This window comes from Ruegeria sp. BHSB172 (genome assembly GCF_059613165.1).
In genome coordinates this window covers 95081-119404 of the sequence record NZ_JBXWRZ010000006.1, presented here as the reverse complement: position 1 = coordinate 119404, position 24324 = coordinate 95081, and the positions used below count along the sequence as shown (strand labels likewise).

General features: G+C 63.1%; 25 protein-coding genes. 17 read left to right on the top strand and 8 right to left on the bottom strand.

Annotated elements, in window-relative coordinates; translation table 11 throughout:
* Positions 1 to 10 precede the first annotated feature (10 nt).
* From rocF to ocd, 3 genes are read left to right on the top strand one after another with little or no spacing between them, the layout of a single operon-like run.
* Entirely contained in the window at positions 11 to 931 is a 921-nt protein-coding gene (gene rocF / locus AC2FM3_RS05495) for an arginase (protein ID WP_496679725.1), read from the top strand.
* Positions 931 to 1851 carry a citrulline utilization hydrolase CtlX gene (gene ctlX, locus AC2FM3_RS05490; RefSeq protein ID WP_496679723.1) on the top strand — a complete coding sequence of 307 codons (921 nt, stop codon included), beginning with the start codon at positions 931 to 933 and terminating at the stop codon, positions 1849 to 1851. Before rocF ends, ctlX begins: the two co-directional genes overlap by 1 nt.
* A gap of 10 nt (positions 1852 to 1861) precedes the next feature.
* Positions 1862 to 2902, top strand: a complete 1041-nt coding sequence (ocd, locus tag AC2FM3_RS05485) for an ornithine cyclodeaminase (protein ID WP_496679721.1) — start codon at positions 1862 to 1864, stop codon at positions 2900 to 2902.
* A gap of 255 nt (positions 2903 to 3157) precedes the next feature.
* Here the strand turns inward: ocd and AC2FM3_RS05480 are convergent, their stop codons facing one another.
* From AC2FM3_RS05480 to AC2FM3_RS05470, 3 genes are read right to left on the bottom strand one after another with little or no spacing between them, the layout of a single operon-like run.
* Positions 3158 to 4561 carry a TRAP transporter large permease gene (locus AC2FM3_RS05480; protein ID WP_496679719.1) on the bottom strand — a complete coding sequence of 468 codons (1404 nt, stop codon included), beginning with the start codon at positions 4559 to 4561 and terminating at the stop codon, positions 3158 to 3160.
* A 3-nt stretch (positions 4562 to 4564) separates the two neighbouring features.
* Complete coding sequence (locus AC2FM3_RS05475) at positions 4565 to 5194, bottom strand: TRAP transporter small permease (protein WP_496679716.1); 630 nt, start codon at positions 5192 to 5194, stop codon at positions 4565 to 4567.
* 56 nt (positions 5195 to 5250) lie between these two features.
* On the bottom strand, positions 5251 to 6267 hold the full coding sequence (locus tag AC2FM3_RS05470) for a C4-dicarboxylate TRAP transporter substrate-binding protein (protein ID WP_496679714.1): 1017 nt from the start codon (positions 6265 to 6267) through the stop codon (positions 5251 to 5253).
* A 428-nt stretch (positions 6268 to 6695) separates the two neighbouring features.
* Between AC2FM3_RS05470 and acs the strand changes: the two genes are divergently transcribed.
* The 9 genes from acs (at position 6696) to AC2FM3_RS05425 (ending at position 16826) form a co-directional block, all read left to right on the top strand.
* Complete coding sequence (acs, locus tag AC2FM3_RS05465; protein ID WP_496679713.1) at positions 6696 to 8660, top strand: acetate--CoA ligase; 1965 nt, start codon at positions 6696 to 6698, stop codon at positions 8658 to 8660.
* Positions 8661 to 8667: 7 nt separating this feature from the next.
* Positions 8668 to 9351, top strand: a complete 684-nt coding sequence (locus AC2FM3_RS05460; RefSeq protein WP_496679711.1) for an adenylate kinase — start codon at positions 8668 to 8670, stop codon at positions 9349 to 9351.
* A 170-nt stretch (positions 9352 to 9521) separates the two neighbouring features.
* Positions 9522 to 9806, top strand: coding sequence for a DUF4212 domain-containing protein (locus tag AC2FM3_RS05455; RefSeq protein WP_496679710.1), 285 nt, complete (start codon positions 9522 to 9524; stop codon positions 9804 to 9806).
* Between the two features lie 15 nt (positions 9807 to 9821).
* Positions 9822 to 11606, top strand: coding sequence for a sodium:solute symporter family protein (locus tag AC2FM3_RS05450; protein ID WP_496679709.1), 1785 nt, complete (start codon positions 9822 to 9824; stop codon positions 11604 to 11606).
* Between the two features lie 108 nt (positions 11607 to 11714).
* Positions 11715 to 13538, top strand: coding sequence for a DUF294 nucleotidyltransferase-like domain-containing protein (locus AC2FM3_RS05445; RefSeq protein ID WP_496679707.1), 1824 nt, complete (start codon positions 11715 to 11717; stop codon positions 13536 to 13538).
* A 30-nt stretch (positions 13539 to 13568) separates the two neighbouring features.
* Positions 13569 to 14087: a hypothetical protein gene (locus AC2FM3_RS05440; protein WP_496679706.1), complete on the top strand. Its 519-nt coding sequence runs from the start codon at positions 13569 to 13571 to the stop codon at positions 14085 to 14087.
* Positions 14088 to 14089: 2 nt separating this feature from the next.
* Positions 14090 to 15502: a 3'-5' exonuclease gene (locus AC2FM3_RS05435; RefSeq protein WP_496679704.1), complete on the top strand. Its 1413-nt coding sequence runs from the start codon at positions 14090 to 14092 to the stop codon at positions 15500 to 15502.
* Between the two features lie 86 nt (positions 15503 to 15588).
* Entirely contained in the window at positions 15589 to 16089 is a 501-nt protein-coding gene (locus AC2FM3_RS05430) for a flavin reductase family protein (protein ID WP_496679702.1), read from the top strand.
* Between the two features lie 41 nt (positions 16090 to 16130).
* Complete coding sequence (locus tag AC2FM3_RS05425; RefSeq protein WP_496679700.1) at positions 16131 to 16826, top strand: hypothetical protein; 696 nt, start codon at positions 16131 to 16133, stop codon at positions 16824 to 16826.
* Positions 16827 to 16863: 37 nt separating this feature from the next.
* Here AC2FM3_RS05425 and AC2FM3_RS05420 read toward each other — a convergent pair whose 3' ends face one another.
* Genes AC2FM3_RS05420 through AC2FM3_RS05405 form a run of 4 tightly spaced genes read right to left on the bottom strand, consistent with a single transcriptional unit; the run spans position 16864 to position 19290 of the window.
* Complete coding sequence (locus tag AC2FM3_RS05420; RefSeq protein WP_170437244.1) at positions 16864 to 17343, bottom strand: DUF6505 family protein; 480 nt, start codon at positions 17341 to 17343, stop codon at positions 16864 to 16866.
* Positions 17340 to 18038 (bottom strand): biotin/lipoate--protein ligase family protein, encoded by a 699-nt coding sequence (locus tag AC2FM3_RS05415; protein ID WP_496679698.1) that lies wholly within the window; start codon positions 18036 to 18038, stop codon positions 17340 to 17342. Before AC2FM3_RS05415 ends, AC2FM3_RS05420 begins: the two co-directional genes overlap by 4 nt.
* Positions 18035 to 19096, bottom strand: a complete 1062-nt coding sequence (locus tag AC2FM3_RS05410; RefSeq protein ID WP_496679697.1) for an Mrp/NBP35 family ATP-binding protein — start codon at positions 19094 to 19096, stop codon at positions 18035 to 18037. The genes AC2FM3_RS05415 and AC2FM3_RS05410 overlap by 4 nt, the downstream gene beginning before the upstream one ends.
* On the bottom strand, positions 19093 to 19290 hold the full coding sequence (locus tag AC2FM3_RS05405) for a DUF6494 family protein (protein WP_496679695.1): 198 nt from the start codon (positions 19288 to 19290) through the stop codon (positions 19093 to 19095). Before AC2FM3_RS05405 ends, AC2FM3_RS05410 begins: the two co-directional genes overlap by 4 nt.
* A 64-nt stretch (positions 19291 to 19354) precedes the next feature.
* Between AC2FM3_RS05405 and AC2FM3_RS05400 the strand changes: the two genes are divergently transcribed.
* Positions 19355 to 20083, top strand: coding sequence for a c-type cytochrome (locus AC2FM3_RS05400; RefSeq protein ID WP_496679693.1), 729 nt, complete (start codon positions 19355 to 19357; stop codon positions 20081 to 20083).
* Here AC2FM3_RS05400 and AC2FM3_RS05395 read toward each other — a convergent pair.
* Positions 20077 to 22032: a 4Fe-4S binding protein gene (locus tag AC2FM3_RS05395; protein WP_496679691.1), complete on the bottom strand. Its 1956-nt coding sequence runs from the start codon at positions 22030 to 22032 to the stop codon at positions 20077 to 20079. The genes AC2FM3_RS05400 and AC2FM3_RS05395 overlap by 7 nt on opposite strands.
* A 253-nt stretch (positions 22033 to 22285) precedes the next feature.
* On the opposite strand from AC2FM3_RS05395, the gene AC2FM3_RS05390 reads away from it, so the two are divergent.
* The 4 genes from AC2FM3_RS05390 (at position 22286) to AC2FM3_RS05375 (ending at position 24272) form a co-directional block, all read left to right on the top strand.
* Positions 22286 to 22840 (top strand): DUF3305 domain-containing protein, encoded by a 555-nt coding sequence (locus AC2FM3_RS05390; protein ID WP_496679689.1) that lies wholly within the window; start codon positions 22286 to 22288, stop codon positions 22838 to 22840.
* Complete coding sequence (locus AC2FM3_RS05385; protein WP_496679688.1) at positions 22837 to 23406, top strand: DUF3306 domain-containing protein; 570 nt, start codon at positions 22837 to 22839, stop codon at positions 23404 to 23406. Before AC2FM3_RS05390 ends, AC2FM3_RS05385 begins: the two co-directional genes overlap by 4 nt.
* 4 nt (positions 23407 to 23410) lie before the next feature.
* Positions 23411 to 24022 carry a TorD/DmsD family molecular chaperone gene (locus tag AC2FM3_RS05380; RefSeq protein ID WP_496679685.1) on the top strand — a complete coding sequence of 204 codons (612 nt, stop codon included), beginning with the start codon at positions 23411 to 23413 and terminating at the stop codon, positions 24020 to 24022.
* A gap of 61 nt (positions 24023 to 24083) precedes the next feature.
* Complete coding sequence (locus AC2FM3_RS05375; protein ID WP_496679683.1) at positions 24084 to 24272, top strand: twin-arginine translocation signal domain-containing protein; 189 nt, start codon at positions 24084 to 24086, stop codon at positions 24270 to 24272.
* The last annotated feature ends 52 nt before the right edge of the window (positions 24273 to 24324 follow it).

Genomic DNA, 24324 nt, shown 5'->3' with positions numbered 1-24324 from the left:
AAATGAGCACATGGATAGAAAACACCTCATTCTGGTCGGTGCGCCGATGGATGCCGGCAAGCGGCGACAGGGCTGCCGCATGGGCCCCGACGCCTATCGCGTTGCCGGGCTGGCCAAGGCCCTTGTGGATCTTGGACACAGCGTCACCGACATGGGCAATGTTCAGCCCGACCCGGTTGATCTGCCCGAACATGACCACCTGTTTGCCCTGCCCGAATGCGTCGGCTGGACCCGCGCATTGGCCCGCGCAGCCAGGGACGCAGCAGTGACAGGCGTGCCGATCTTCATGGGCGGGGACCACGCCCTGTCGATGGGCACCGTCTCGGGCATGGCCGCCCATGCGCAGCAGATCGGGCGCCCGCTGTTCGTTCTTTGGCTGGACGCGCACAGCGATTTTCACACGCCCAACAGCACCGGCAGTGGCAACCTGCATGGCACGCCGGTCGCCTATTTCACCGGCCAGCCCGGGTTCGACGCCTTCCCTGCGCTGGCGGCCCCCGTGCCGACCGACCGCGTCGGCATGATCGGCCTGCGCTCGGTCGATCCCGCCGAACGCGCCGCGCTGGAGAAAGACCGCGCCATGCTGGCCGACATGCGCAGCATCGACGAACACGGCATCAAGGCCCCGCTGATGGCCTTTCTGGACCGCGTCCGCGCCGCGAACGGTATTCTGCATGTCTCGCTGGACGTGGACTTCCTTGATCCCGCAATCGCCCCGGCCGTCGGCACCACCGTTCCCGGCGGCGCCACCGAACGCGAGGCGCATCTGGTCATGGAATTGCTGCACGAAAGCGGGCTGGTCTGCTCGCTGGACCTGGTCGAACTGAATCCTTTCCTGGATGAACGCGGCCGCACCGCGAAACTGATGGTCGACCTGGCCGCCTCGCTGCTTGGACGCCGCATCTTCGACCGCATTACCCGGAGCTTCTGATGCACTCCCTTCAGGCCCCTTCGGCCGTGGTCATGATCCGGCCACACGCCTTTGCCTCGAATCCCGAAACGCGAGATGACAACGCGTTCCAGACGCTGGCCAACCACTCGACCGAGGCGACCTCGGCCGCCGCCCGCGACGAGCATGACCGCGCGGTCGAGCAGTTGCGCCACGCCGGCGTGACCGTACATGTGTTCGACGATTTCGGTGACAACGACACACCCGACAGCGTGTTTCCGAACAACTGGTTTTCGACCCATCCGGGCGGGCACGTGGCGATCTATCCGATGTTCGTCCCCTCGCGTCGGCGCGAACGTCGGATGGATGTGATCGAGATGCTGAAACGCGACTATCGCGTTCAGGACGTGATCGACTATTCAGGGCTCGAGCAGGACAACCTCGCACTGGAGGGCACCGGTGCGATGGTGTTCGATCACGTCGGGCGCATTGCCTATACTGTCAAATCCAACCGCGCCGACCCGGTGCTGTTGGAACGGTTCTGCACCCATTTCAACTATGAGCCCATCGCCTTCGAGGCCCGTGACGCGCAAGGCCGCGATGTCTATCACACCAATGTGCTGATGGGGATCGGCACGCATTACGCCCTGATCTGTCTGGACATGATCACCGACCCCGAGCGGCGCGCGACCGTTCGGGCGCGGCTGGAGGAATCCGGCCGCAGGGTGATCGACCTGACTCACGACCAGATCGCTGAATTCGCCGGAAACGCCATTGAACTGACGGGCCGTGACGGGCTGATTCTGGCGCTGTCGAGCCGGGCTTTGACCGCGCTGCGTCCCGATCAGATTGACATCATCCAGGACAGCGCGACGCCGCTGCCGCTGTCCGTTCCCACCATCGAAACCGCCGGCGGGTCGGTGCGCTGCATGATCGCAGGCATCCACCTGTCACGCCGCTAGGAGAGACCCCATGCAACCTTCCGACAAGGCGCTTGTTCCCTTCGTATCCGTCGACAACATGATGCGGCTGATCCACCACATCGGTGTCGAAAGAATGATCACCGAGATCGCCGCCCAGATCGAGGATGACTTCAGACGCTGGGAGAGCTTTGACAAGACCCCGCGCATCCCGGCCCATTCCCCGCATGGCGTGATCGAACTGATGCCAACTTCGGATGGCGAGGCCTATGGGTTCAAATATGTGAACGGCCACCCCAAGAACACATCCGAAGGCCTGCAGACCGTCACCGCGTTCGGCCTGCTTGCGGACGTGTACACCGGGTATCCGACCCTGTTGACCGAGATGACCATGCTGACGGCGCTGCGCACCGCGGCAACCTCGGCGCTGGTTGGCAAATACCTGGCCCCCAAGAACGCCACCACCATGGCGATGATCGGCAATGGCGCACAGTCCGAGTTCCAGTGCCTAGCCTTCAAGGCCATGTGTGGAATTGATACCGTTCGCCTTTATGACATCGATCCCGCCGCCACCGCGAAATGCGCGGCCAACCTGCAAGGGACCGGCTTGAACGTGGTTTCGTGCCGCTCGGCCGAAGAGGCGATCGAGGGTGCGCAGATCATCACCACCTGCACCGCCGATAAGAAATACGCCACCATCCTGACCGACAACATGGTCGGCCCGGGCGTGCACATCAACGCGATCGGCGGCGACTGCCCCGGCAAGACCGAATTGCATCGCGATATCCTTCTGCGGTCCGACATATTCGTGGAATACCCCGAGCAGACCCGGATCGAAGGTGAAATTCAAGCGCTGGACCCTGACCACCCGGTCACCGAGATGTGGCAGGTCATCACCGGTCAGGCCGAAGGTCGCCGTGACGACCGTCAGATCACTCTATTCGACAGCGTCGGTTTCGCGATTGAGGACTTCTCCGCTCTGCGCTACGTCAAACGCGCGATCGAGGGAACCGAGTTTTTCGAGCCCTTGGACATGCTGGCCGACCCGGACGATCCGCGCGATCTCTACGGCATGCTGATGCGGGCCAAGTGAAGCCCCTTGGCACTGTCTTGCCGGCGGGCTGGTTGGGGGCTCTGCCCCCATCGCCTTCGGCGATCCCCCCGGGATATTTCTGGCCAGATGAAAGGTCTTGCGTTCGGATGGAATGCCAAAGTTCCATGCCTTTCCTTCCGTGCTAGCAAGCGGCAGTGTGTGGATTGACACACCGCAAAATTCATCTGGCTCAAAATATCCCGGAGCGCGAGGCAGAGCCTCGCACATGCAGTTGTGGCTGGGTCAGCCGCCCCCCTAGCCCGCGAGAGAGGGCAAGTAGAGAACGATTGCCGGAAACGCGACCAGCAGCGCAATCGTGACCGCATCAGCCACAAAAAACGGCGCCACGCCCTTGAACACGTCCTGCACGCTCAGATCCGGTCGCACACCTGCCACCACGAAACAGTTCAATCCGATTGGCGGGGTGATCAGGCAGAACTCGGCCATCTTGACCACCAAGATGCCGAACCAGATCGCGCACATGGGTCCGGACATGCCGAATGTGCTGTCGGCCGCGCTTACCGCTTCACCGCCGTTCAGCGCCATGACGGCCGGGTAGACAACCGGCAGTGTCAGCAGGAGCATACCGATCGCATCCATAAACATGCCCAGCACGGCGTAAGCTAGCAAGATACAGATCAGGATCAGCATGGGCGACATGTGCAAGGACGTGATCCAATCGGAGAACGCGCCGGGCAGATCGGCGAAGCCTAGGAACCGGACATAGATCAGAACGCCCCAGATGATCGTGAATATCATCGCCGTCAGCTTGGCGGTTTCCAGCAGCGCTGATTTCAGTTGCTGCCAGCGCATACCGTTGAAAACAGCGAAGCAGAACACGATGAATGCACCGATGGCTCCGCCCTCGGTCGGTGTTCCCCACGCATTTTCTCCAAACGGGTTGTAGACGAAGCAGATGATGATCAAGACCACCGCAACGATCGGCAAGGCCCCCGGCAACGCCGCAAAGCGTTGTTTCCAAGTGAAGCCAGTTACCGGAGGTCCGACCGACTTGAAAACCATCGCAATGCCGACGATCAGCAACCCGTAAACCAGGGCGGAAAAAGCGCCGGGAATGAACCCGGCCAAGAGCAGTTTGCCAACGTCCTGCTCGACGATGATCGCATAGATCACCAGGATCGCCGAAGGCGGGATCAGCGAGGCCAGCGTGCCACCGGCGGCCACCACGCCGGCCGCGAAGCGTTTGTTGTAGCCGACCTCCAGCATCTCGGGGATGGCGATGCGTGCGAACACGGCCGAGGTGGCCACCGAAGCCCCCGAAACCGCTGCGAAACCTGCGGTTGCAAAGACCGTGGACACCGCCAGGCCACCGGGTACCCAGGCGATCCAGCGCTTGGCGGCCTCGAACAGGGCGCGCGTCAACCCGGCGTAGTAGGCCAGATACCCGATCAGGATGAAGGTGGGGATCAAGCTGAGCGTGTGCGACGCCACCTTGGAATGCGGCACCTGTCCGGCAGTCTTGACCGCGACGGTCAGCGCCTTTCCGAACCGATCCGGATCATAGCCGAACTTGGCCCAGAAGACCCACACCAGACCGACAAGCCCCGCCAAACCGGCGGCGAAGGCCACACGCATACCAGCGACCACCAGTACCAGCAGACCACCCGTAACCCAAAGGCCGATGTCAATCGTGTCCATGTGTCAGTCCCGCTTCTCAAACTGCTCGGCTTCGGCGGCGGCTTGCGCGGCCACATCTTGAATCATCGGAACCCCCGCAGGGGCATCAAGGCCCAGCACGAAGGCGCGCCCATAGCCCCAGATCTGCAGACACAGCCGCAGGCAGAGGACGGAAAACGCAACGGGCGCCAACAGCTTGGCGGGCCAGATCGGGATACCGATGTCGATTGAACTGTCGCGGCTCCACATCGGGGCGCCGAAATCGAAGGACCGGTCGAAATGCGCCCAACTGCCCCAGACCAGCGCCACCATAAGGACAAGGATCAGAACAACCGAGACGAGTTCGAACAGCCACAGTGCACGACCGTGCAGGCGCGCAATGACGATGTCCATTCGGATATGCCCGCCCTGTCGCTGCACATACGAGATCCCAAGGAAGGCAATCAGCGGCATGGCCTGCTCGATCCAGTCGACATAGCCCGGCAAGGGGGCATTGACCGCGTTTCGGCCGCTGACGGAAATCACGGCCAGTACCATCAATCCGAACACGGCAAGCCCACTGAGCAAGGCCAGAAAACGTTCGAGTTTCAGCAAATGCCGGTCAAGACGGCTAAGCAAACTGCCGTCTTCCAGCACGGTGGCCTGTCCTGCCATCCGGTCGTCCCCTATCTGGAAAAAACCGGGGGCCGATGCGCCCCCGGTCAGTGGTGTCAGTTGCCGCCGCGCTGCTGCTTGAGCGTGGATTGCACCAGGTCATACAGCTCTTGCGCCGGAAGGCCCTGGGCCGACATGTCGGCGATCCACTGTTCGCGGATCGGGTCGGCCGCCTTGGCCCGGAACTCGGCCAGGACCGCGTCGTCGATCATCACCTTCTGCACGCCCTTTTCTTCCAGAACGCTATCCCATTTCTTGAGCAACTCGCCATAGTTCGCGAGATAATGCGCAATGGCTTCGTCGATCGAGCTGTCCAGAGCCTCGCGATGTTCTGGCGGCAGCGCCTCGTAGGCGTCGATATTCACCACGACCGGGCAATTCACCGTGCCCGGGTTCAGGTTCGCGGTCCACCAGTCCGCCTCGTTGATGGTGCCGAAGGACAGATGCGCATGCTGGGCGAAGGCCACGGTATCGACGACGCCGGACTGCATCGCGTTGTAGGCTTCGGTAGCGGGCACCGACGTGGGCACCGCGCCTACCGACTCGAACGCGTTGCCGATGCCACCGGTCGCGCGCACGCGCATGCCTTCAAACTCAGACAGCTCATCCCGTGGCTCGCCCTTGCCGACCAGATTGTACTGCGGCATCGGCGAGGTCATTAGGATGCGTGCATTCCACTGTGCCATCTCGTCCTTGACCGCAGGGTGGTCATAGACCGCATGGCTGACCGCGACCTCTTCGTCCAGCGTGTTCACACCCAGGAACGGCAGTTCCAGCACCGTGATCGCGCGGTTCTTGTCGCGGTGATAACCCGCGCAGAACTGGGCCATCTCGAAGGCGCCGATCTCGATCCCGTCCAAGTTTTCCCTGGGTTTGGACAGGCCACCATAGCTGACGTTGATGGTAAAGGCGCCATCGGTCTTCTCGCTGACCAGTTCGGCCAGCTTTTCCACATGTTCGGTGAAAGCACGGCGCTTGCCCCAGACCGACGCGTTCCATTCCGTCGCGGCCGCTTCGGTCACGAAAGACACGGCCAAGGCGGCGATCGCTGCGCCGCTCAACATCTTGTTCATCATAATCTCTCCCTTTGGCACACCCCCTCCCGGGGCGCTTGGGGTCAAGCTAGCGCCAACATGTGAATGTGCCAAGCCCCCGTTCCGACCAGCGCCCCAACAGTCGGGCAATGGACACGCCGTGCGGGAATTGCACTTGGGCAGGCTTCCCCATGACGGGAAGAAACTGCACGACGACATCGTTTACAAAATCACGGAGAAAATTTCGTTGTTTTACAGACACCCAGATCTTGGGAACATAGACAATTTTTACAATTCGCAACTGTATCGAGAAAGTTGTTTACAAACAAATCCAAGGATTACGGCAATTTATTTCTTTCTTTTCGCGATGCCGTATTATCCATCGCGGGGAAGAAGCGGATCAACGATGCCCAAGGAAGGGGCAAACTTGATCCATCGAATATCCAGTCAGAGGGAGGAGCCTCAGTATGACCAGCGCTGCCCAGGCAGAAACCAAGGTTTATCCGCCATCCGCCGAAACCGTCGCCCGCGCCCATGTGGACGCCGAAAAATACGCCCGGATGTATGAGGAGTCGGTCAGAGACCCCGAGGCATTCTGGGGCGAGCACGGCAAGCGGATCGATTGGATCAAGCCCTATTCCAAGGTCAAGGACGTCAACTACGATTTCGGCTCGGTCAAGATCAACTGGTTCGCCGACGGCACGCTGAACGTCTCGGCCAACTGCCTGGACCGACACCTCAAGACCCGCGGCGATCAGACCGCGATCATCTGGGAACCGGACGATCCGAATGACGAAGCCCAGCACATCACCTATGCCGAGCTGCACCGCCGCACCTGCCGGATGGCCAACATTCTGGAGTCGATGGGCGTGCGCAAGGGCGACCGGGTGGTGATCTATCTGCCGATGATCCCCGAGGCCGCCTATGCCATGTTGGCCTGCGCCCGCATCGGCGCGATCCACTCGATCGTGTTTGCCGGCTTCTCGCCCGACGCGCTGGCGGCCCGGGTCAATGGCTGTGACGCCAAGGTCATCATCACCGCCGACGAGGCGCCGCGCGGTGGCCGCAAGACCCCGCTGAAGTCGAATGCCGACGCTGCCCTGCTGCACTGCAAGGACACGGTGAAGTGCCTGGTGGTCAAGCGCACTGGTGGCCAAACCACCTGGGTCGAGGGGCGCGACTTTGACTACAACGAAATGGCGCTGGAGGCCGACGATTACTGTGCCCCGGCCGAGATGAACGCCGAAGATCCCCTGTTCATCCTCTACACCTCGGGCTCGACCGGCCAGCCCAAAGGCGTGGTGCATACCACCGGCGGCTATCTGGTCTATGCCTCGATGACGCATGAGATCACCTTCGATTGCCATGACGGCGACATCTATTGGTGTACGGCGGACGTGGGCTGGGTCACAGGGCACAGCTATATCGTCTATGGCCCGCTGGCCAATGGCGCGACCACGCTGATGTTCGAAGGCGTGCCGACCTATCCCGACGCCTCGCGGTTCTGGCAGGTCTGCGAAAAGCACAAGGTCAACCAGTTCTACACCGCCCCCACCGCGATCCGCGCGCTAATGGGTCAGGGCAACGAGTTCGTCGAGAAATGCGACCTGTCCAGCCTGCGCATCTTGGGAACCGTGGGCGAGCCGATCAACCCCGAGGCCTGGACCTGGTACCACGAGGTCGTCGGCAAGGGGAAATGCCCGATCGTGGACACCTGGTGGCAGACCGAGACCGGCGGCCACATGATGACCCCCCTGCCCGGCGCGCATGCGACCAAACCCGGGTCGGCGATGAAACCTTTCTTTGGTGTTCAGCCCGTCGTGCTGGACCCGCAGTCTGGCGTCGAGATCACCGGCAACGGGGTCGAAGGCGTGCTGTGCATCAAGGACAGCTGGCCGGGCCAGATGCGTACCGTCTGGGGCGATCATGAGCGGTTCGAGAAGACCTATTTCTCGGACTACAAGGGCTATTACTTTACCGGTGACGGCTGCCGCCGCGACGAGGACGGGGATTACTGGATCACCGGCCGCGTCGATGACGTGATAAACGTCTCGGGCCACCGCATGGGCACCGCCGAGGTCGAAAGCGCGCTGGTGGCGCACCCGGCCGTGGCCGAAGCCGCCGTGGTGGGCTATCCGCACGACATCAAGGGCCAGGGCATCTATTGCTACGTCACCCTGATGAACGACCGCGAGCCCACGGAGGAGCTGCGCAAGGAGTTGCGCCAGTGGGTCCGTACGGAGATCGGCCCGATCGCCAGCCCCGACGTGATCCAGTGGGCCCCGGGCCTGCCCAAGACGCGCTCGGGCAAGATCATGCGCCGCATCCTGCGCAAGATCGCCGAAAACGACTTTGGTTCGCTAGGCGACACCTCGACCCTGGCCGATCCTTCGGTGGTCGAAGATCTGATCGAAAACCGGGCCAACAAGTGAGGGTATGATGCAGGCTGATACGATCACCAAGCCCGCCGTCCTGATCCTTCTCGGCCCTCCGGGCGCCGGGAAGGGCACGCAGGCCCGCATGCTCGAAGATAAATTCGGTCTGGTGCAACTCAGCACCGGCGACCTGCTGCGCGCCGCTGTGGCCGCCGGAACCGAGGCTGGCAAGGCCGCCAAGGCGGTGATGGAGGCCGGTGGCCTGGTCAGCGACGACATCGTCATCGCGATCCTGCGCGACCGTCTGGCCGAACCCGACTGCGCGCGCGGTGTCATCCTTGACGGCTTTCCGCGCACCACGGTTCAGGCCGAGTCGCTGGACAAGCTGCTGTCGGAAAACGGCCAGAAGGTGAACGCGGCCATCAGCCTCGAGGTCGAGGACGCCGAGATGGTGACCCGTATCGCCGGCCGCTATACCTGCGCCAATTGCGGCGAGGGCTATCACGACCAGTTCAAGCAGCCAAAGGTCGAAGGCGTCTGCGACAAGTGCGGCGGCACCGCCTTCAGCCGGCGTGCCGACGACAACGCGGAAACCGTTGCCTCGCGGCTGGCGGCCTATCACGAACAGACCGCGCCCCTGATCGACTATTACCAGCGTCAGGGCGTATTGAAGCGGCTGAATGCCATGGGTCAGATCGAAGAGATCGCCCGCGGCCTTGAAGGCATCGTGGGGGAGGCGATGCGCTAAAGGGGAAAGGCAAGCCCCCGAATTACGTTTCTTCACTGGAACCGCCTTGGCGGACCAGAGGAGCTTTGCCTGACGCCGCCCCCGGCGGTCAGGCCCAATCGAAGGGTGGCCCGGCGTTTCGGAGGACAAGGGCAATGGACCACCCAGGAGGAAGCAAGGAGGAAACCGCAATGGCGGATCATTCAACAAACTCCGCGCAGACTGCCGAAGCCGGCAAGGGCTATTGGCAGGCAAACCTGCGTCTCATCTACATCAGCCTCATCATCTGGGCGCTGGTGTCGTTCGGGTTCGGCATTCTGCTGCGCCCCCTGCTGGCAGGTATCGCCGTCGGCGGCACCGATCTGGGCTTCTGGTTCGCGCAGCAAGGCTCGATCCTGGTCTTTCTGGCGCTGATCTTCTTCTACGCCTGGCGCATGAACAAGCTGGATGCCGAATTCGGCGTCGACGAAGAATAAGGGAGCGAGGGGACAATGGATCAGTTTACCATCAACCTGCTGTTCGTGGGCGCGTCGTTCGCGCTTTACATCGGCATCGCGATCTGGGCCCGCGCAGGGTCCACATCGGAATTCTACGCCGCCGGTCGCGGCGTTCACCCGGTCACCAACGGCATGGCCACGGCGGCCGACTGGATGTCGGCGGCCTCGTTCATCTCGATGGCGGGTCTGATTGCCTTTACTGGCTATGACAACAGCTCATTCCTTATGGGCTGGACCGGCGGCTATGTGCTGCTGGCGCTTCTGCTTGCGCCCTATCTGCGCAAGTTTGGCAAGTTCACCGTGTCCGAGTTCATCGGCGATCGCTTCTACAGCCAGACCGCGCGCGTCGTGGCGGTGATCTGTCTGATCGTGGCCTCGGTCACCTACGTGATCGGCCAGATGACCGGCGTGGGCGTGGCCTTTGGCCGCTTTCTGGAAGTGTCGAACACCACCGGGTTGCTGATCGGCGCGGGCGTCGTGTTCGCCTACGCGGTGTTCGGCGGCATGAAGGGCGTGACCTATACTCAGGTCGCTCAGTACTGCGTGCTGATCACCGCTTACACGATCCCGGCGATCTTCATCTCGCTGCAGCTGACCGGCAACCCGATCCCGGCTCTGGGCCTGTTCGGCGACACCGCCGGCGGTGAGCCGCTGCTGACCAAGCTGGACGCCATCGTGGCCGAGCTAGGATTTGCCGAATACACCGCCCATCACGCGAATACGTTGAACATGGTTTTGTTCACCCTGTCGCTGATGATCGGCACCGCCGGCCTGCCCCACGTCATCATGCGCTTCTTCACCGTTCCCAAAGTGTCGGACGCCCGCTGGTCGGCGGGTTGGGCGCTGGTGTTCATCGCGCTGCTGTACCTGACCGCCCCCGCGGTTGGCGCCATGGCCCGTCTGAACATCACCGACATGATGTGGCCGAACGGTGGCATCGAAGGCGGCGCTGTATCGCTGGAGCAGATCGACAACGATGCCCGGTATGACTGGATGGCGACCTGGCAGAAAACCGGCCTGCTGGACTGGGAAGACAAGAACGGCGACGGCAAGATCCAGTACTACAACGATCAGAACGCCGACATGCAGGCGCTTGCCGAGGAAAAAGGCTGGGTCGGCAACGAGTTGACCAACTTCAACCGCGACATCCTGGTTCTGGCCAACCCCGAAATCGCCAACTTGCCGGGTTGGGTGATCGGTCTGGTCGCGGCCGGTGGTCTTGCGGCTGCGCTTTCGACCGCTGCGGGCCTGCTGCTGGCAATCTCGTCGGCGGTGTCGCACGACCTGATCAAGGGCTCGATCAACCCGAGCATCTCGGAAAAGGGCGAGCTTCTGGCGGCGCGGATCGCAATGGCCGTGGCCATCGTGGTTGCCACCTATCTGGGCCTCAACCCTCCGGGCTTTGCGGCGCAAACCGTGGCGCTGGCCTTCGGTCTGGCGGCGGCCTCGATCTTCCCGGCGCTGATGATGGGGATCTTCTCGACCCGCATCAACAACACCGGCGCGGTCGCGGGCATGCTGGCTGGTCTGACCGTCACCCTGGTCTACATCTTCCTGCACAAGGGCTGGCTGTTCATTCCGGGCACCAACTCGTTCACCGATGCAGACCCGCTGCTGGGTCCGATCAAATCGACCTCGTTCGGTGCGATCGGCGCCATGGTCAACTTCGGCGTCGCCTATGTGGTGGCCGGCATGACCAAGGAAACCCCGCAGGAGATCAAGGATCTGGTCGAAAGCGTACGCATTCCCCGTGGTGCGGGCGCGGCTCAGGACCACTGAGCCGGATGCGGTCCGCGATGATGCATCACGGGCCGTTTCCCTCGACCAACTTTTCCCGCCCGGCTAAACCCCGGGCGGGGCTTTTCATTCCAGCGGACGGGCGAACCCATGGCGCTTTCACCTGATCAGATCACCCGGTTCCTGAAATCCGTGCACCCCTATGACGCGCTGCCGGTCGAGGAACTGGCCGACATCGCGGCCCGGATCGAAGCGCGCGAAATCCCAAAGGGCACCGTCATCTATCACCGCAGCGCGCAGTTGCCCGGCCTGTTCATCATCTACGAAGGCCAGGTCGAGATCACCGACGAAAACGGCGCGGTCGTATCCCATCTGGGCCTGCGCAACTCGTTTGGCGAGCGTGGGCTGATGCGCGACGGACGCGCGGTGACCATGGCAACGGCTGACGCGCCCTCGGTTCTGCTGATTATCCCCACCGACCTGTTTTCAGAGCTGCTCAAGCGCCACGTCGTCGTCGCCAAATTCTTCAACCGGGCCCGCCCCGTGCGGCCCGAACAGCAATCGCTGGCCACCACACGGGTGGAAACCCTGATGGCGCGCAAGCCGGCCACCTGCACCCCGGACACGACCGTTCAGGAAGCCGCGCGCCTGATGCGTGACCGGGGCATTTCGTCGGTCTGCATCACCCAGCGCGGTGCGCTGCGCGGCATTGCCACGGTTCGGGACCTGTCGGGCAAGGTCGTGGCGGGCGCCCTGCCCCCGACGACCCCGGTGTCACAGATCATGACCCCGGACCCGCTGACCCTGTCGCCCGGCGCTATCGGCTCGGACGTTCTGCACGCGATGCTGGAATGCGGTATCGGCCATATCCCCATCACCGAAGGCGGGCGCCTGGTCGGGATCGTTACCCAGACCGACCTGACCCGGTTCCAGGCCGTCAGCTCGGCCGAGCTGGTCAGCCGCATCGCGCAGGCCAGATCGGCGACCGAGATGGCCGCGGTCACGGCCGAGATCCCGAACCTGCTGGTGCAACTGGTGGCGGCCGGCAACCGGCACGAGGTCGTTACCCGCCTGATCACCGACATCGCTGACGCCGCGACGCGCCGGCTGCTGGCGCTGGCCGAGCAGAAACTCGGCCCGGCGCCCGTCCCCTATCTGTGGCTGGCCTGCGGCTCGCAAGGCCGGCAGGAGCAGACGGGCGTATCCGATCAGGACAATTGCCTTATGTTGGATGACAGCGTCACCGATGCCGACCTGCCCTATTTCGAAGCGCTGGCGAAGTTCGTGTCCGACGGGCTGGATACCTGTGGGTATTTTTATTGCCCCGGTGACATGATGGCGACCAATCCGCGCTGGCGGCAGCCGGTCCGGGTCTGGCGCGAATATTTCAAAGGCTGGATCGCCAAGCCCAATCCCGAGGCGCAAATGCTGGCCTCGGTCATGTTCGACCTGCGCCCCATCGGTGGCCGGTTCGAGCTGTTTTCCGACCTGCAGGCCGAAACCCTGCGCGCGGCCCGGGCGAACTCGATCTTCGTGGCGCACATGATCTCAAATTCTCTGAAGCACACGCCGCCACTGGGCCTGCTGCGCGGGATCGCCACGATCCGCTCGGGCGAGCACCGCAACACGCTGGACCTCAAGCACAACGGCGTGGTGCCGGTGGTCGATCTGGGCCGCGTCTACAGCCTGCAGGGTGAATTGACCGAGGTGAACACCCGCGCGCGCCTCAAGGCAGCCGAGGCCGCAGGGGTGCTCAGCCCGTCGGGCGCGCGGGACCTGCTGGATGCCTACGACCTGATCGCGGAAACCCGGTTGAACCATCAGGTCAAACAGATCAGGAATGGCGACAAGCCCGACAACTATCTTGCGCCGTCGGAACTGTCGGACTTTGAGCGAAGTCATCTTCGGAACGCGTTCGTCGTGGTAAAAACGATGCAATCCGCGGTCGGGCACGGCAAGGGGATGCTGGGGTAAATACCCCGGTAGGAAGAACGGAGGAGGAAGATGTTTCTTGAGCTGATCGGCACGATCTTTGCGGGTTTTGCCATCGCGGGCCTCGTGATGGGTTTGAACCGACTGACCGGTGGCCGCCTGCCGAAATGGTCGGCTCCGGTTGCGGCCGGTTTGGGCATGATCGCGGTCACGATCATCAGCGAGTATTCCTGGTACGACCGCACCCGTGACGCCCTGCCCGAGGGCCTGACCGTCGTGCAAGAGGTCGAAAGCCGCGCGCTCTATCGCCCCTGGACCTATGCGGTGCCCTATGTTGACCGGTTCGCGGCCGTCGATACGGCTTCGTTGCGGACCAACGCGCAGGTGCCGGATCAGCGCCTGATCGACCTGTACTTCTTTGGCCGCTGGGCGCCGGTGTCCAAGATGCCTGTTGCCGTTGACTGCGCCAACCACAGACGGGCCAGCCTGGCGGACGGCGCCGCGTTTGACGCCGACGGTCGGTTGATCGGCGCCGACTGGCTTCCGGTCGGAGCGGATGACCCCGTCGTGTCTGCCACCTGCGGAGCCTGACCATGCTGACCCGCCTGAGCCTGCGCCTGAGAATTTTTCTGTTCTTCTGCTTGCTTGCCGCGGGCGGCATCGCCATCACCCTGATCGCGCTTTGGCTTGGCCTGCGCCGGGCCGACCCCGCGGACATGACCAGCGCCTTCGTGTTCAGCGGCCTGATGATCTCGTTTGGCTTGCTGGGGCTGGTCGCTGGTGTCTGGCTGCTGTTCGACGACAACGTGGCTAAACCGATCGAACGCCTGTCGGCGCAGTTGCGCGCGCGGGCTCATGCGGGCGTGGATACCGATCTCGACCTGCAGGCGGCGCGCTATCTGGGTGATCTGGCCCCCGCCGCCGCCAGCCTGGCCGAACGACTGGCCAGCACCGCCCTGTCCACCGCCGAGGCCGTGGCTGCCGAAACCGCTCATCTCGCCTCGGAAAAAGAGCACTTGACCGCGCTCCTGTCCGAGATCCCGGTCGCAATGCTTCTGGCGGGGCCAAACCACCAAATCGTTCTGTACGACGCGCAGGCCGCCGAGGTTCTGGCGCAGATCGCCCATCCCCGTCTGAACGCCTCGCTGTTCGACTATCTCGAACGCAAACCTCTGCTGGACGCTTATGAGAAGCTGGCGAAAACCGGCATGGATGTCTATTGCACCCTCGCCAGCGTGGACGGACGGCAGACCTACACGGCACGCATGAAGCCGTTGGGCGATGCGCCAGGCTATATGCTGATCTTCGAAGACAGCGTCGCCCGCATCCCGCCCGAGGCCGCGCGCCCTCTGGTCTATGATTTCGACCTTCTGGACACCCCCGGCGACGAGGCTTTCGAGAACCGCCCCCTGTCGCAACTGTGCTTTGTGGTCTTCGACACCGAAACCACCGGTTTGCTGCCGCACAAGGACGAGATCGTGCAGATCGGCGCCGTCCGTGTCGTCAAGGGGCGCATCGTCGAGGGCGAGCAGTTCGACACGCTGGTCAATCCGGGCGTTCCGATTCCACCCGCTTCCACCAAGGTCCACAAGGTCAGCGACCGCATGGTGCAGGATGCACCAGATATCGTGACCGCCGGCCGCAAGTTCCACCATTTTGCCCGCGACGCGGTGGTCGTGGCCCATAACGCTCCCTTCGACATGGCCTTTCTGAGGCGCCACGCGAAGCGGATGCAGGTCGAGTGGGATCACCCCATTCTTGACACTGTTCTGCTGTCGGCGGTCCTGTTCGGAGCCAGCGAAACCCATACGCTCGACGCTTTGTGCGAAAGACTGGGCGTGGAAATCCCCGAGACGCTCCGTCACACGGCTTTGGGGGATGCGGTTGCGACGGCTGAAGCGTTGGTGCGCATGCTGCCAATGCTGGCCGCGCGCGGAATGCAGACCTTCGGCGACGTGATTGCAGAAACCCGCAAGCACGGTCGGTTGCTGGAAGACCTGAACTGACTCAGCCTATTGATCGCGATACAGCTTTTCGTAGACAATTCCGCTTCGGCATGGCACCCCGGGGCCGAGCACTGGACGCGCATGAAATGACAGCAAAGACATTCAAACCCGGCCCCGAGAACTCCCTGGCCTTTCGCGAGGCGCTGGGCTGTTTCGGCACGGGCGTCACCGTCGTCACAACCGCAACTCCTAGCGGTCCGGCGGCGATAACCGTCAACTCCTTTGCTTCGGTCTCTCTGGATCCGCCTTTGGTGCTGTGGTGTTTGGGCAATGAATCGAACCGGTTCGAAGCCTTCAATGACGCGCAGCACTATGCGATCCATGTGATGGCGCAGGATCAACAGGAAATTGCCTTGCGATTTGCCCGCGATGGTCGGGATTTCTCGCATACCGAATGGCACGCGGACGATCGCGGCCGCCCCCTGCTGGACACCTGCCTTGCCCGGTTCGACTGTTCGCTGTTCGCCCGTCATCCGGCCGGCGACCATGCGATCCTCGTCGGCCAGGTCGAAAACGTCATGGTCCAGCCCGGCAAAGGTCTGATATTCAAGCGCGGCCAGTTCGGAGGATTCGACGATCTGATGTGATTCGCGCGCCGAGCAACTTGAAGAAACTTCGGCAATAGCTTTTGAACAGCACCAAAAAACTGTTCATCTTTGTACACACCCCGAAAACGGCGGGAAGCTCTGTCAGCTATTGCTTGCGTCATTCGCTGGGCCGAGCCAGCATTTTCCATCGGGTGTCAAACAGCCTGTCCAAACGCGTAATGGGTTGGCGAGTCTTTGATCCGGATGGATTTCAACCGCTTCGCAATCACGCCATAGCACGCGAATATCGCAAGCATTTCGGCGACCATTGCTGGCAGATGAAAAGCTTTTCTTTCGTCCGCAACCTCTACGACCTGCTTGTTTCGATGTTCTCTTACATGCAGCAGCACCATGAGCATCCCGAGCATGAAAGAGTCCAGGGCCTGAGCTTTCGCGACCGCATTCTGAGCACGTTCGATCCGGATCGGCCGGCACGCTTTCAAACTCAGCTTCTGACCGATGCAAAAGACCGGCAAATAGCGCACCGGATCGGACGTTTTGAGGCGATCGGCGAAAGCTTTGACGAAATCACCCGGTATATCGGTCTGAAGGTCCGGCTGCCGCACATGAACAAATCGAAACGTGGAAAATATATCGACCACTATGACCCAGAAACCATCGAAAGGGTCGCACACATCTTTCAGCGCGAGTTTGACGTACTGGGCTACAGCACTGACCCAACATGCACCGAGTTCGGGCCAATCAAGCTTGAGCGTCACCCCAAGCTTGTCGATTGAACCGCTACCCGGCGTGACCGCCAGGCACGCTCCCTATTCATTCGTCCAATGACCCGTGAACGGCAAAGGCCTCCAACTCGGCCTCTTGCGGCGTGATGACCCGAAAAGCCTCGTGAACGCCGGACTCGGTCAGGCTGCGGGCAACGGTCAGCAGGGTGTTGGGTGCATGATCGTCACACATCTCGGACATATGGGCCAACTCGGCACGGGCCACGTCCAGCGCCGCCTCGACCGACGGCGCGCCGTAAAGGCGCACGAAATGCTCGGCCAGGTTGGTGGCCAGCCGCTCCATCTCGGCCGGTTCGATCTGCGTCACCGCCACGAAGGTCACGCGCCCGAAGGTTTCAAGCCCCAGCCACCCATTGGCAAATGCCTGACGCGCCTTGCCGGCCAGGTCGGCCTCGCCCCAGTTCGAAAATTCGAACCCGCCCGAGATACACCACTCGCCCGTTCGGGCGGGCGAGTGAAAGACGTTCAGGTCGCTTTCGTCGAAATGAATGGCGCGGGCCAGGTTCAATGGGTGTCCTCCAACAGATGGGTCAACGGAACAAGCTGCGTGTCCGCCCCGTTCCGCAGCAGCATGCCGAACCGCTCATCGGCCCCGAGAAACACGCCGCGATCACCATAAGGCTCTCCGACGCCCTGCAGCAAGCCCATCCATTCCCCGTGCAACGGCGCGTTGCCATCCTCGGACCAGCGGTTCAGCCAGGTCAGCATGTGACGCGACCAGCTTTCGACCAGCTGCACCGGGGACACTTCCGCGCAGCCTTCATCATACAGGGCCGTCACATCGGGCGACTTGCCGGGCTCGTCCCCGGTTTGCAGCAAAGCCAGTTCCCAGCCGACGACCAGCCAGTCGGGCACGGTTTCCGGATCGGATGTCGACGCGGCCACACGAAATCGGCCGCAGCGGGCCCCGTTGACGAAAATCGGACCATCCCAGCCCAGATGCACCGCCACCTCGGGCGGAGCCAGCGCGCCCAGCGCGTTCTGAAACCCGACGGCACACAGCGGCAGCATGGCCATGGCGTCCTGCAATGGCACCTCGGGCGCAAACACGATGGCCGCGCGCACGCGATCCGCCTGGATGTTGTAGACGACGCTGCCCGCATCGCAGCCCAGCGCCGCCATGGCCTGCGCATGGTCGAACGGATCTTCCCCACCCTGCACCGGGTGCCCGGACAGCAACGGCGGAAAGACCGGCCGCGTCATGCCTTGCCCTTGGCGATCAGATCGCGGGCGATCTTGCGGAAGGCCTCGGCCTGCGGGCTATCGGGTTTGCTGACCACGATCGGTGCCCCGCCATCAGCGGCCACGCGGATATCCAGATGCAGCGGAATTTCCCCCAGCAACGGCACCCCCAGTTCGGCGGCTTCTGCGGCGACACCCCCATGGCCGAACACGTGTTCCTCGTGCCCGCAGTGCGAGCAGATATGCGTGGACATGTTCTCGATCATGCCGACGATCGGCGTTTTCAGCTGGCGGAACATGTCGATGCCTTTGCGCGCGTCGATCAGGGCCACGTCTTGCGGGGTCGAGACGACGATGGCGCCGTCTACCTTGAACTTCTGGCTCAGCGTCAGCTGCACGTCACCGGTGCCGGGCGGCAGGTCGACGATCAGCACGTCCAACGCGCCCCACTGCACCTGGCTCATCATCTGCTGCAACGCGCCCATAAGCATCGGACCGCGCCAGACCACCGCCTGACCTTCGTTGGTCATCAACCCCATCGACATCATGGTGACGCCGTGATTGCGCAGCGGCAGGATGGTCTTGCCATCGGGGCTGGCCGGCCGTCCCGACACGCCCAGCATGCGCGGCTGCGAAGGGCCGTACACATCGGCATCCAGCAGGCCGACCCGCCGCCCTTCGGCCGCCAGCGCACAGGCCAGGTTGGCCGAGACGGTCGACTTTCCGACCCCGCCCTTGCCCGAGGCCACGGCGATGATCCGGTCAACCCCCGGCACCGCCTGCGGCCCGGTCTGCGAGGGTTTGGGCTTGGGTTTCAAATCCGGCGGCGCCTTGTCGGAGTGCGCAGTCAGCAGGGCTGAGACCTTGGCCACCCCGTCGACCATTTGCGCCGCCTTTTCGGCGGTGGCGCGCACCGGTTCCATCTTCTCGGCATTCCTGGGGTCGATTTCCAGTACGAAGCGCACGGTATCGCCCTCGACATTCAGCGCGCGAACCACACCCGCACTGACGATGTCCTGCCCCGAAACCGGGTCGGTGATCTTTTTCAGGTTCGCCAGAACCGCGTCGCGGATGCTCATGCGTCGCCGTCCTTGATCTGGCCGGTCACCACGTGTTCGACATCCAGACCGTCAATCGTCAGGACCATCTTGACTTCAAAGCTTTTACCCGCCGGATCGCCCGCTTTGCGCAGCGCGTCTTCGATGGCCTGCTGGCTGGTCACGCCAACCTGTTTGAGGAATTTGCGCATCGACATGTTGTAATCGCCGCTCATCGCCGTGTGTCTCCGTCTTGTTCGTTCATTTGACGCATTCACCCTGTCGCCGTTAGGCTGGGCCATGCGCTTTGTTCTTTTGTGCCTCAGCCTGACGCTCTTCGCCAGCCCCTCTTGGTCGCAGGAGGAGATTGGCTTGGCCGCGCCCGAGGATGTCGCACGCTCGGGTCTTTTGAAACATATTCTTCCGCGCTTCTCGCTCAAGACCGGAATTCGCGTTGTCGCGGTTGATGCGGGCGCGATGGTTCTGGCGGTCGGGCCACCGGGGCAGCCGGTGTTTCAGCGCGGCGGCGACATCTATCATCTGCGCATTCAGGACGACCTGCGGCAGGCCCGCTTTCAGGATTGGCTGTTGTCCGACGTGGGCAAGCGCACCGTCGAAAGCTTTGCACCGGCCGAGGGCGGCCCGTTCTCGGCCAGTTTCGAAACGGTCGCTGCGCCCGAGTCGGATGCCATCGAAGGCGACGCCTTGCTGGGCGAAAAGTTGTCGCTGACCCATTGCGGGCGCTGTCATGTGATTGGCCCGCAGAACCGGATGAACGGGTTGGGCTCCACGCCGTCCTTTGCGGTGCTGCGCGCGATGCCGGATTGGTCGAACCGGTTCCAGGCGTTCTTCGCCCTGAACCCGCACCCGTCCTTTACCCAGATCGAGGGGATCACTGCGCCCTTCGACCCCGAACGCCCCTCGCCCATTCACCCGCTGAGGCTGACGCAAGACGAGCTTGAGGCGATCCTCGCCTATGTCTCGGTCATCCGCGCGGCCGATCTGGGGGCCCCGCTCAAACTTCAGTGATCCTTGCGCTTGCTGAAGTAGTCATCGGTGGTGACGACCTTGGGCTTGGGCTTTGAGGCAAATGGGTTATCCTCGCTGTGAAACTGCGCCTGCACACGGCAATCGTCACACATCTGGATCATCTTCGCCTGCTCGGACGAGGCGAACATCGGGTGGCTGCCGGCCAGCTTTTCCATGATCCGCTCGACCGTCGATTTCACCCCGAACAGAGCACCGCATTCGATGCAGGCAAAGGGCTCTTCCTCGTTCAGAACACGCGGCGACAGCGCACGGTCGCTCAGGTCCAGTTCGGGCACCAGGGTGATCGCGCTTTCGGGACAGATAGTCTTGCACAGCCCGCATTGCAGGCAGGCATCCTGCTGAAAGTTCAGCTGAGGCATGTCGGGGTTGTCGATCAATGCGCCTGACGGGCACAGCGACACGCAACTCAGACACAGGGTGCAGGCCTCGGTGTCCACCGCCACCGCGCCATAGGGTGCGTGTTCCGGCAGAGGAAGCGGCTGAGACGCATCGGGGCGCAGCGCCTTCGCCGCCAACCGCGTAATCTGGCGCCGGTTGCCCAGCGGCAGAACCGGCTGGGCAAGTGGCTGCGGCACGTCCTGCGCATAGAGCAGATCGGCCAGCGCATCGGGATCGGATTCATCGATCACTCCAACGACGTCGGTTCCGGCGATGGCCAGCGCCAGCGGCAGTTCGCGCTCCAACGCATCCCGCTCGGTCGTCGGGGCCAGCAGGATGTCGACCCGGGCAAAGCCATGAGCCAAGGCAGCCAGCATCTCGGCATGTCCAAAGCCGGACACCACACCCAGTTCCAGCGGAATCACATCGGCGGGCAGCCCGCGCCCGAACCTCGCGGCCAGCCGGATCATCTCGGCCCCGTGGGCATCATGCACCAACAGGCGCGGAGCACGCCCTCCGGCCCGACGATAGGTCGCCGCCAAGGTCTGCATCCGCGCCAGCAGGGCCGCCACCGGAGGATCCTCGTAGCTGATCGCGGTCGAGGGGCACAAGGCTGCGCATTCACCGCAGCCCGCGCAGACCATCGGATCGATGGCCACGTGATCTCCGGCCGGGGTGATGGCGCCGGTGGGACAGATGTCCAGACAGTTGGAACAGCCCACCTGCCCGGCCCGCGAATGGGCGCACAATGTTTCTTCGAGCCGGACATACAGCGGTTTTTCGAAGGTCCCGACCAGCTGCGCCGCGTCAAAGGTCAGTCGGGCAACCGCCACAGCATCGCGCGGATCGGCGCGCAGGTAACCTTCGCGCTTGTCGGGAGCCGTCACGAAAGGCGCACCCCCCGCCAGGTCGATCAGCACATCGCAGGCCGACACCGCACCGTCGCGCGGCGGGGTCCAGGCAAACGCGCCGCGTCCGGCCGGATCAATCTGCTGCAACGCATCCAACCGCAGGGTGAACCCGCCCAGCGCCCCCGAGACCGACCGGACCCGCGCGCGCACCACGTCATAGGCCCGGCTGTCAGGCTGCGCATCATCGGTGACGACCACCGTCACCGCCATCGTGTCCGACAGTCGCTGGGCCAGGTCAAACGCAACCGCACCCGGCCCGATTATGCAGGCGGTGCCTTCGCTGATGACATCCACGCTGGGCGTGATCGGCTGCTGCAACAGAGCCTCGGCCGCCAGGGCGGTCATCTTGGGCAACGCCGCCCGCCCCTGCTCGGACCAGCCGGCCCGGTCGCGCAGATCGACAAAGCCAGGGTGATCCACGCCCAGTTCCTCGGCCAGTTCTTGAAACACTTGCGCCTCTTGCCCGCAGGCGATGACGATCTGGTCATCCGACTGCATCAGCTTTGCCGCAGCGGTCAGTTCGGTGGTGCACAGGGCCGTATGGACCTTGCTGCATTCAGCGCCGCAAGCAGCCGATATCCCCTGCCCGTCCAGGGCCTGACTTCCGGCGCAATCGCACAAGACCAGTTTGGTGACCATGTTCCCCCCGCATTTCTTCCTTGCCCCTAACCTTAGACCCAAACGCCGCTCATGCAACGTGTGGCGGCCGGTTCCGGTCAGAAACTGTGTATCGTCCGCCATCGCCGGCTGATCGTCGCCGCGACCCATTTGCGACGACTTTTTTTCCAAATCACCACCATTTCAGGCCGCTGCGGGCTTGGCACGTGGCCCATTTGTGTACCATAGTGAACCAAAGGGAAAGCAGGGGAGAGCTTTTCCGGGGAGGATCAAAGTGGCCGAGGCCGCAAAACAGATCGAAATGCCGGTTGGCGTCGTCGTGCGCAAGACACCGGGGGTTACGCGCTGGGCCCGGTGGAATTGGCGCGCGGTCGCGGTGCTGCCTGGCGCCCCACCCGCTGACTGGGTCGAACTGCGCCGCGAGGGCGACGCGGTCGAATACCACGCCGCCACCCTGCCCTTGAAACTCTGGTCCGACGAAACCGAGGCCTATATGGCCAATCTCTCGGACAGCCAGCCGTCCCTTTACCTTGTCCTGCGCGAAGATGCCGAAGGCGATCGTCCGCTGAACGCGTTTTTGATCACCGCCTCGCCCTACGAGGGGCAGGACTATGCCGATACCGGCGAAGAGATCGTGGAAAAGATCCCGATGACCGAAGGCCTGATCGCCTGGGTGCGCGATTTCACTCTGGCCCATCACCGCGATGAGGTGTTCGTCAAACGCCGCCGCGACAAGAAACGGGTGGATCTTGTGGAAGACGGCAAGGGCGATTCGCGCATCCGGCAGGCCTCGGATGTCTACCGCGCCCCGCGGAGGGCCGTGCAATGAGCGCTCGACAGGATTTCTGGTCCCGCCGCAAGGCCGCCGTGCAGGCCGAAGCGCATGCCGAACAAGAGGCCCTGATCGCGCAGGAGATCGCCGCGCAGCAGGCCGAACTGGAAGAAAAGACCGACGCCGAGATTTTGGCCGAGCTTGACCTGCCCGACCCCGACTTGCTGCAGGCGGGCGACGATGTTTCGGGCTTCATGGCCAAGGCAGTGCCGGACCGTCTGCGCCGCCGCGCGTTGCGGCGCTTGTGGCGATTGAACCCGGTGCTGGCGAATGTGGACGGGTTGGTCGATTACGGCGAGGACTACACCGACGCCGCCTGCGTGGTCGAAAACCTGCAGACGGCTTATCAGGTCGGACAAGGCATGTTGCGCCATATCGAGGCTATGGCGGAGCAGACGGAAACCGAAGAACAACCGGTCGAGGCCGAAGCCGCGCCGGCAACCGAACCGCCCGAACCTGAAGCCGAGCCCGCGCCCCCTGTCGAAGTGGCAGACGCCATCCAACCGGATGAGGACGAGCGCACCCAGGCCCCGCGGCGCATGAAATTCGAATTCGAAGGATGACCCGATGAACATTCGCGACCCGCAGACGTTCGAGATTTCCCCCGAGGACCGTCTGCGCGCGGATTTCTACAACTTCCTGGGCCTGCTGCTAGCCACACCGCCCGACCAGACCCTGCTGAGCCAGATCGCCGCGCTGTCGGGGGACGAGACCGATCTGGGCCAGGCCATTCAGGCCATGGCCCGCGTGGCCAAAGTGACCAAGCCCGAAGCTGCCGAGCGCGAGTTCAACGCATTGTTCATCGGGCTTGGGCGCGGAGAACTGCTGCCCTATGCCAGCTTCTACCTGACCGGTTTCCTGAACGAGAAACCGCTGGCGCAGCTGCGCAACGACATGGCTGCGCGGGGCATCACCCGGGCGACAAACGTGTTCGAACCCGAAGACAACATCGCCTCGCTGATGGAGATGATGGGCGGCATGATCGTCGGCCGTTTCGGCGGCCCGGCCGCATTGGAAGATCAAAGGACGTTCTGGAACAAGCATATCGGTCCCTGGGCCGAGCACTTTTTCTCGGACCTGGAAGCAGCCGAGCATTCGGTTCTCTATGCCTCGGTCGGCACCGCCGGCCGGGTTTTCATGGAGATCGAACGCGAGGCCTTCCGCATGACGACGCATTAGGCGGCCGTCATTCGCTGGCGCCCCGGCGGGCGCTGAACCGCAAATGGGAAAGGAGGATCCCATGAGCAAGACCAAGGAGAGCGGCGCCAGCCGCCGCGACTTCCTGAAACTGGCGGGCACCGCGGCCCCGGCAGCCGTTGCAGCGGCCAGCCTGGGAACCGAGGTCGAAGCGGCCGAGCAACCCTCGGACGAGACCCGCATTCAGGACACGGCGCATACCCGCGCCTATTTCGACAGCGCGCGCTTCTAGGCCGCCTCGGCGACGCCCGGCGCAGGTCCGGACGTGGTCACACTCGGCTGAC

Excerpts from the sequence above, each read along its gene's own strand:
- rocF (WP_496679725.1), top strand. The coding sequence starts at position 11 with ATGGATAGAAAACACCTCATTCTGGTCGGTGCGCCGATGGATGCCGGC.
- AC2FM3_RS05435 (WP_496679704.1), top strand. The coding sequence starts at position 14,090 with ATGCTGACCCGCCTGAGCCTGCGCCTGAGAATTTTTCTGTTCTTCTGC.
- AC2FM3_RS05400 (WP_496679693.1), top strand. The coding sequence starts at position 19,355 with ATGCGCTTTGTTCTTTTGTGCCTCAGCCTGACGCTCTTCGCCAGCCCC.
- AC2FM3_RS05410 (WP_496679697.1), bottom strand. The coding sequence starts at position 19,096 with ATGAGCATCCGCGACGCGGTTCTGGCGAACCTGAAAAAGATCACCGAC.
- AC2FM3_RS05450 (WP_496679709.1), top strand. The coding sequence starts at position 9,822 with ATGGATCAGTTTACCATCAACCTGCTGTTCGTGGGCGCGTCGTTCGCG.
- AC2FM3_RS05415 (WP_496679698.1), bottom strand. The coding sequence starts at position 18,038 with ATGACGCGGCCGGTCTTTCCGCCGTTGCTGTCCGGGCACCCGGTGCAG.
- AC2FM3_RS05445 (WP_496679707.1), top strand. The coding sequence starts at position 11,715 with ATGGCGCTTTCACCTGATCAGATCACCCGGTTCCTGAAATCCGTGCAC.
- ocd (WP_496679721.1), top strand. The coding sequence starts at position 1,862 with ATGCAACCTTCCGACAAGGCGCTTGTTCCCTTCGTATCCGTCGACAAC.
- ctlX (WP_496679723.1), top strand. The coding sequence starts at position 931 with ATGCACTCCCTTCAGGCCCCTTCGGCCGTGGTCATGATCCGGCCACAC.
- AC2FM3_RS05475 (WP_496679716.1), bottom strand. The coding sequence starts at position 5,194 with ATGGCAGGACAGGCCACCGTGCTGGAAGACGGCAGTTTGCTTAGCCGT.
- AC2FM3_RS05480 (WP_496679719.1), bottom strand. The coding sequence starts at position 4,561 with ATGGACACGATTGACATCGGCCTTTGGGTTACGGGTGGTCTGCTGGTA.
- AC2FM3_RS05455 (WP_496679710.1), top strand. The coding sequence starts at position 9,522 with ATGGCGGATCATTCAACAAACTCCGCGCAGACTGCCGAAGCCGGCAAG.
- AC2FM3_RS05375 (WP_496679683.1), top strand. The coding sequence starts at position 24,084 with ATGAGCAAGACCAAGGAGAGCGGCGCCAGCCGCCGCGACTTCCTGAAA.
- acs (WP_496679713.1), top strand. The coding sequence starts at position 6,696 with ATGACCAGCGCTGCCCAGGCAGAAACCAAGGTTTATCCGCCATCCGCC.
- AC2FM3_RS05470 (WP_496679714.1), bottom strand. The coding sequence starts at position 6,267 with ATGAACAAGATGTTGAGCGGCGCAGCGATCGCCGCCTTGGCCGTGTCT.
- AC2FM3_RS05385 (WP_496679688.1), top strand. The coding sequence starts at position 22,837 with ATGAGCGCTCGACAGGATTTCTGGTCCCGCCGCAAGGCCGCCGTGCAG.
- AC2FM3_RS05440 (WP_496679706.1), top strand. The coding sequence starts at position 13,569 with ATGTTTCTTGAGCTGATCGGCACGATCTTTGCGGGTTTTGCCATCGCG.
- AC2FM3_RS05380 (WP_496679685.1), top strand. The coding sequence starts at position 23,411 with ATGAACATTCGCGACCCGCAGACGTTCGAGATTTCCCCCGAGGACCGT.
- AC2FM3_RS05405 (WP_496679695.1), bottom strand. The coding sequence starts at position 19,290 with ATGAGCGGCGATTACAACATGTCGATGCGCAAATTCCTCAAACAGGTT.
- AC2FM3_RS05430 (WP_496679702.1), top strand. The coding sequence starts at position 15,589 with ATGACAGCAAAGACATTCAAACCCGGCCCCGAGAACTCCCTGGCCTTT.
- AC2FM3_RS05395 (WP_496679691.1), bottom strand. The coding sequence starts at position 22,032 with ATGGTCACCAAACTGGTCTTGTGCGATTGCGCCGGAAGTCAGGCCCTG.
- AC2FM3_RS05460 (WP_496679711.1), top strand. The coding sequence starts at position 8,668 with ATGCAGGCTGATACGATCACCAAGCCCGCCGTCCTGATCCTTCTCGGC.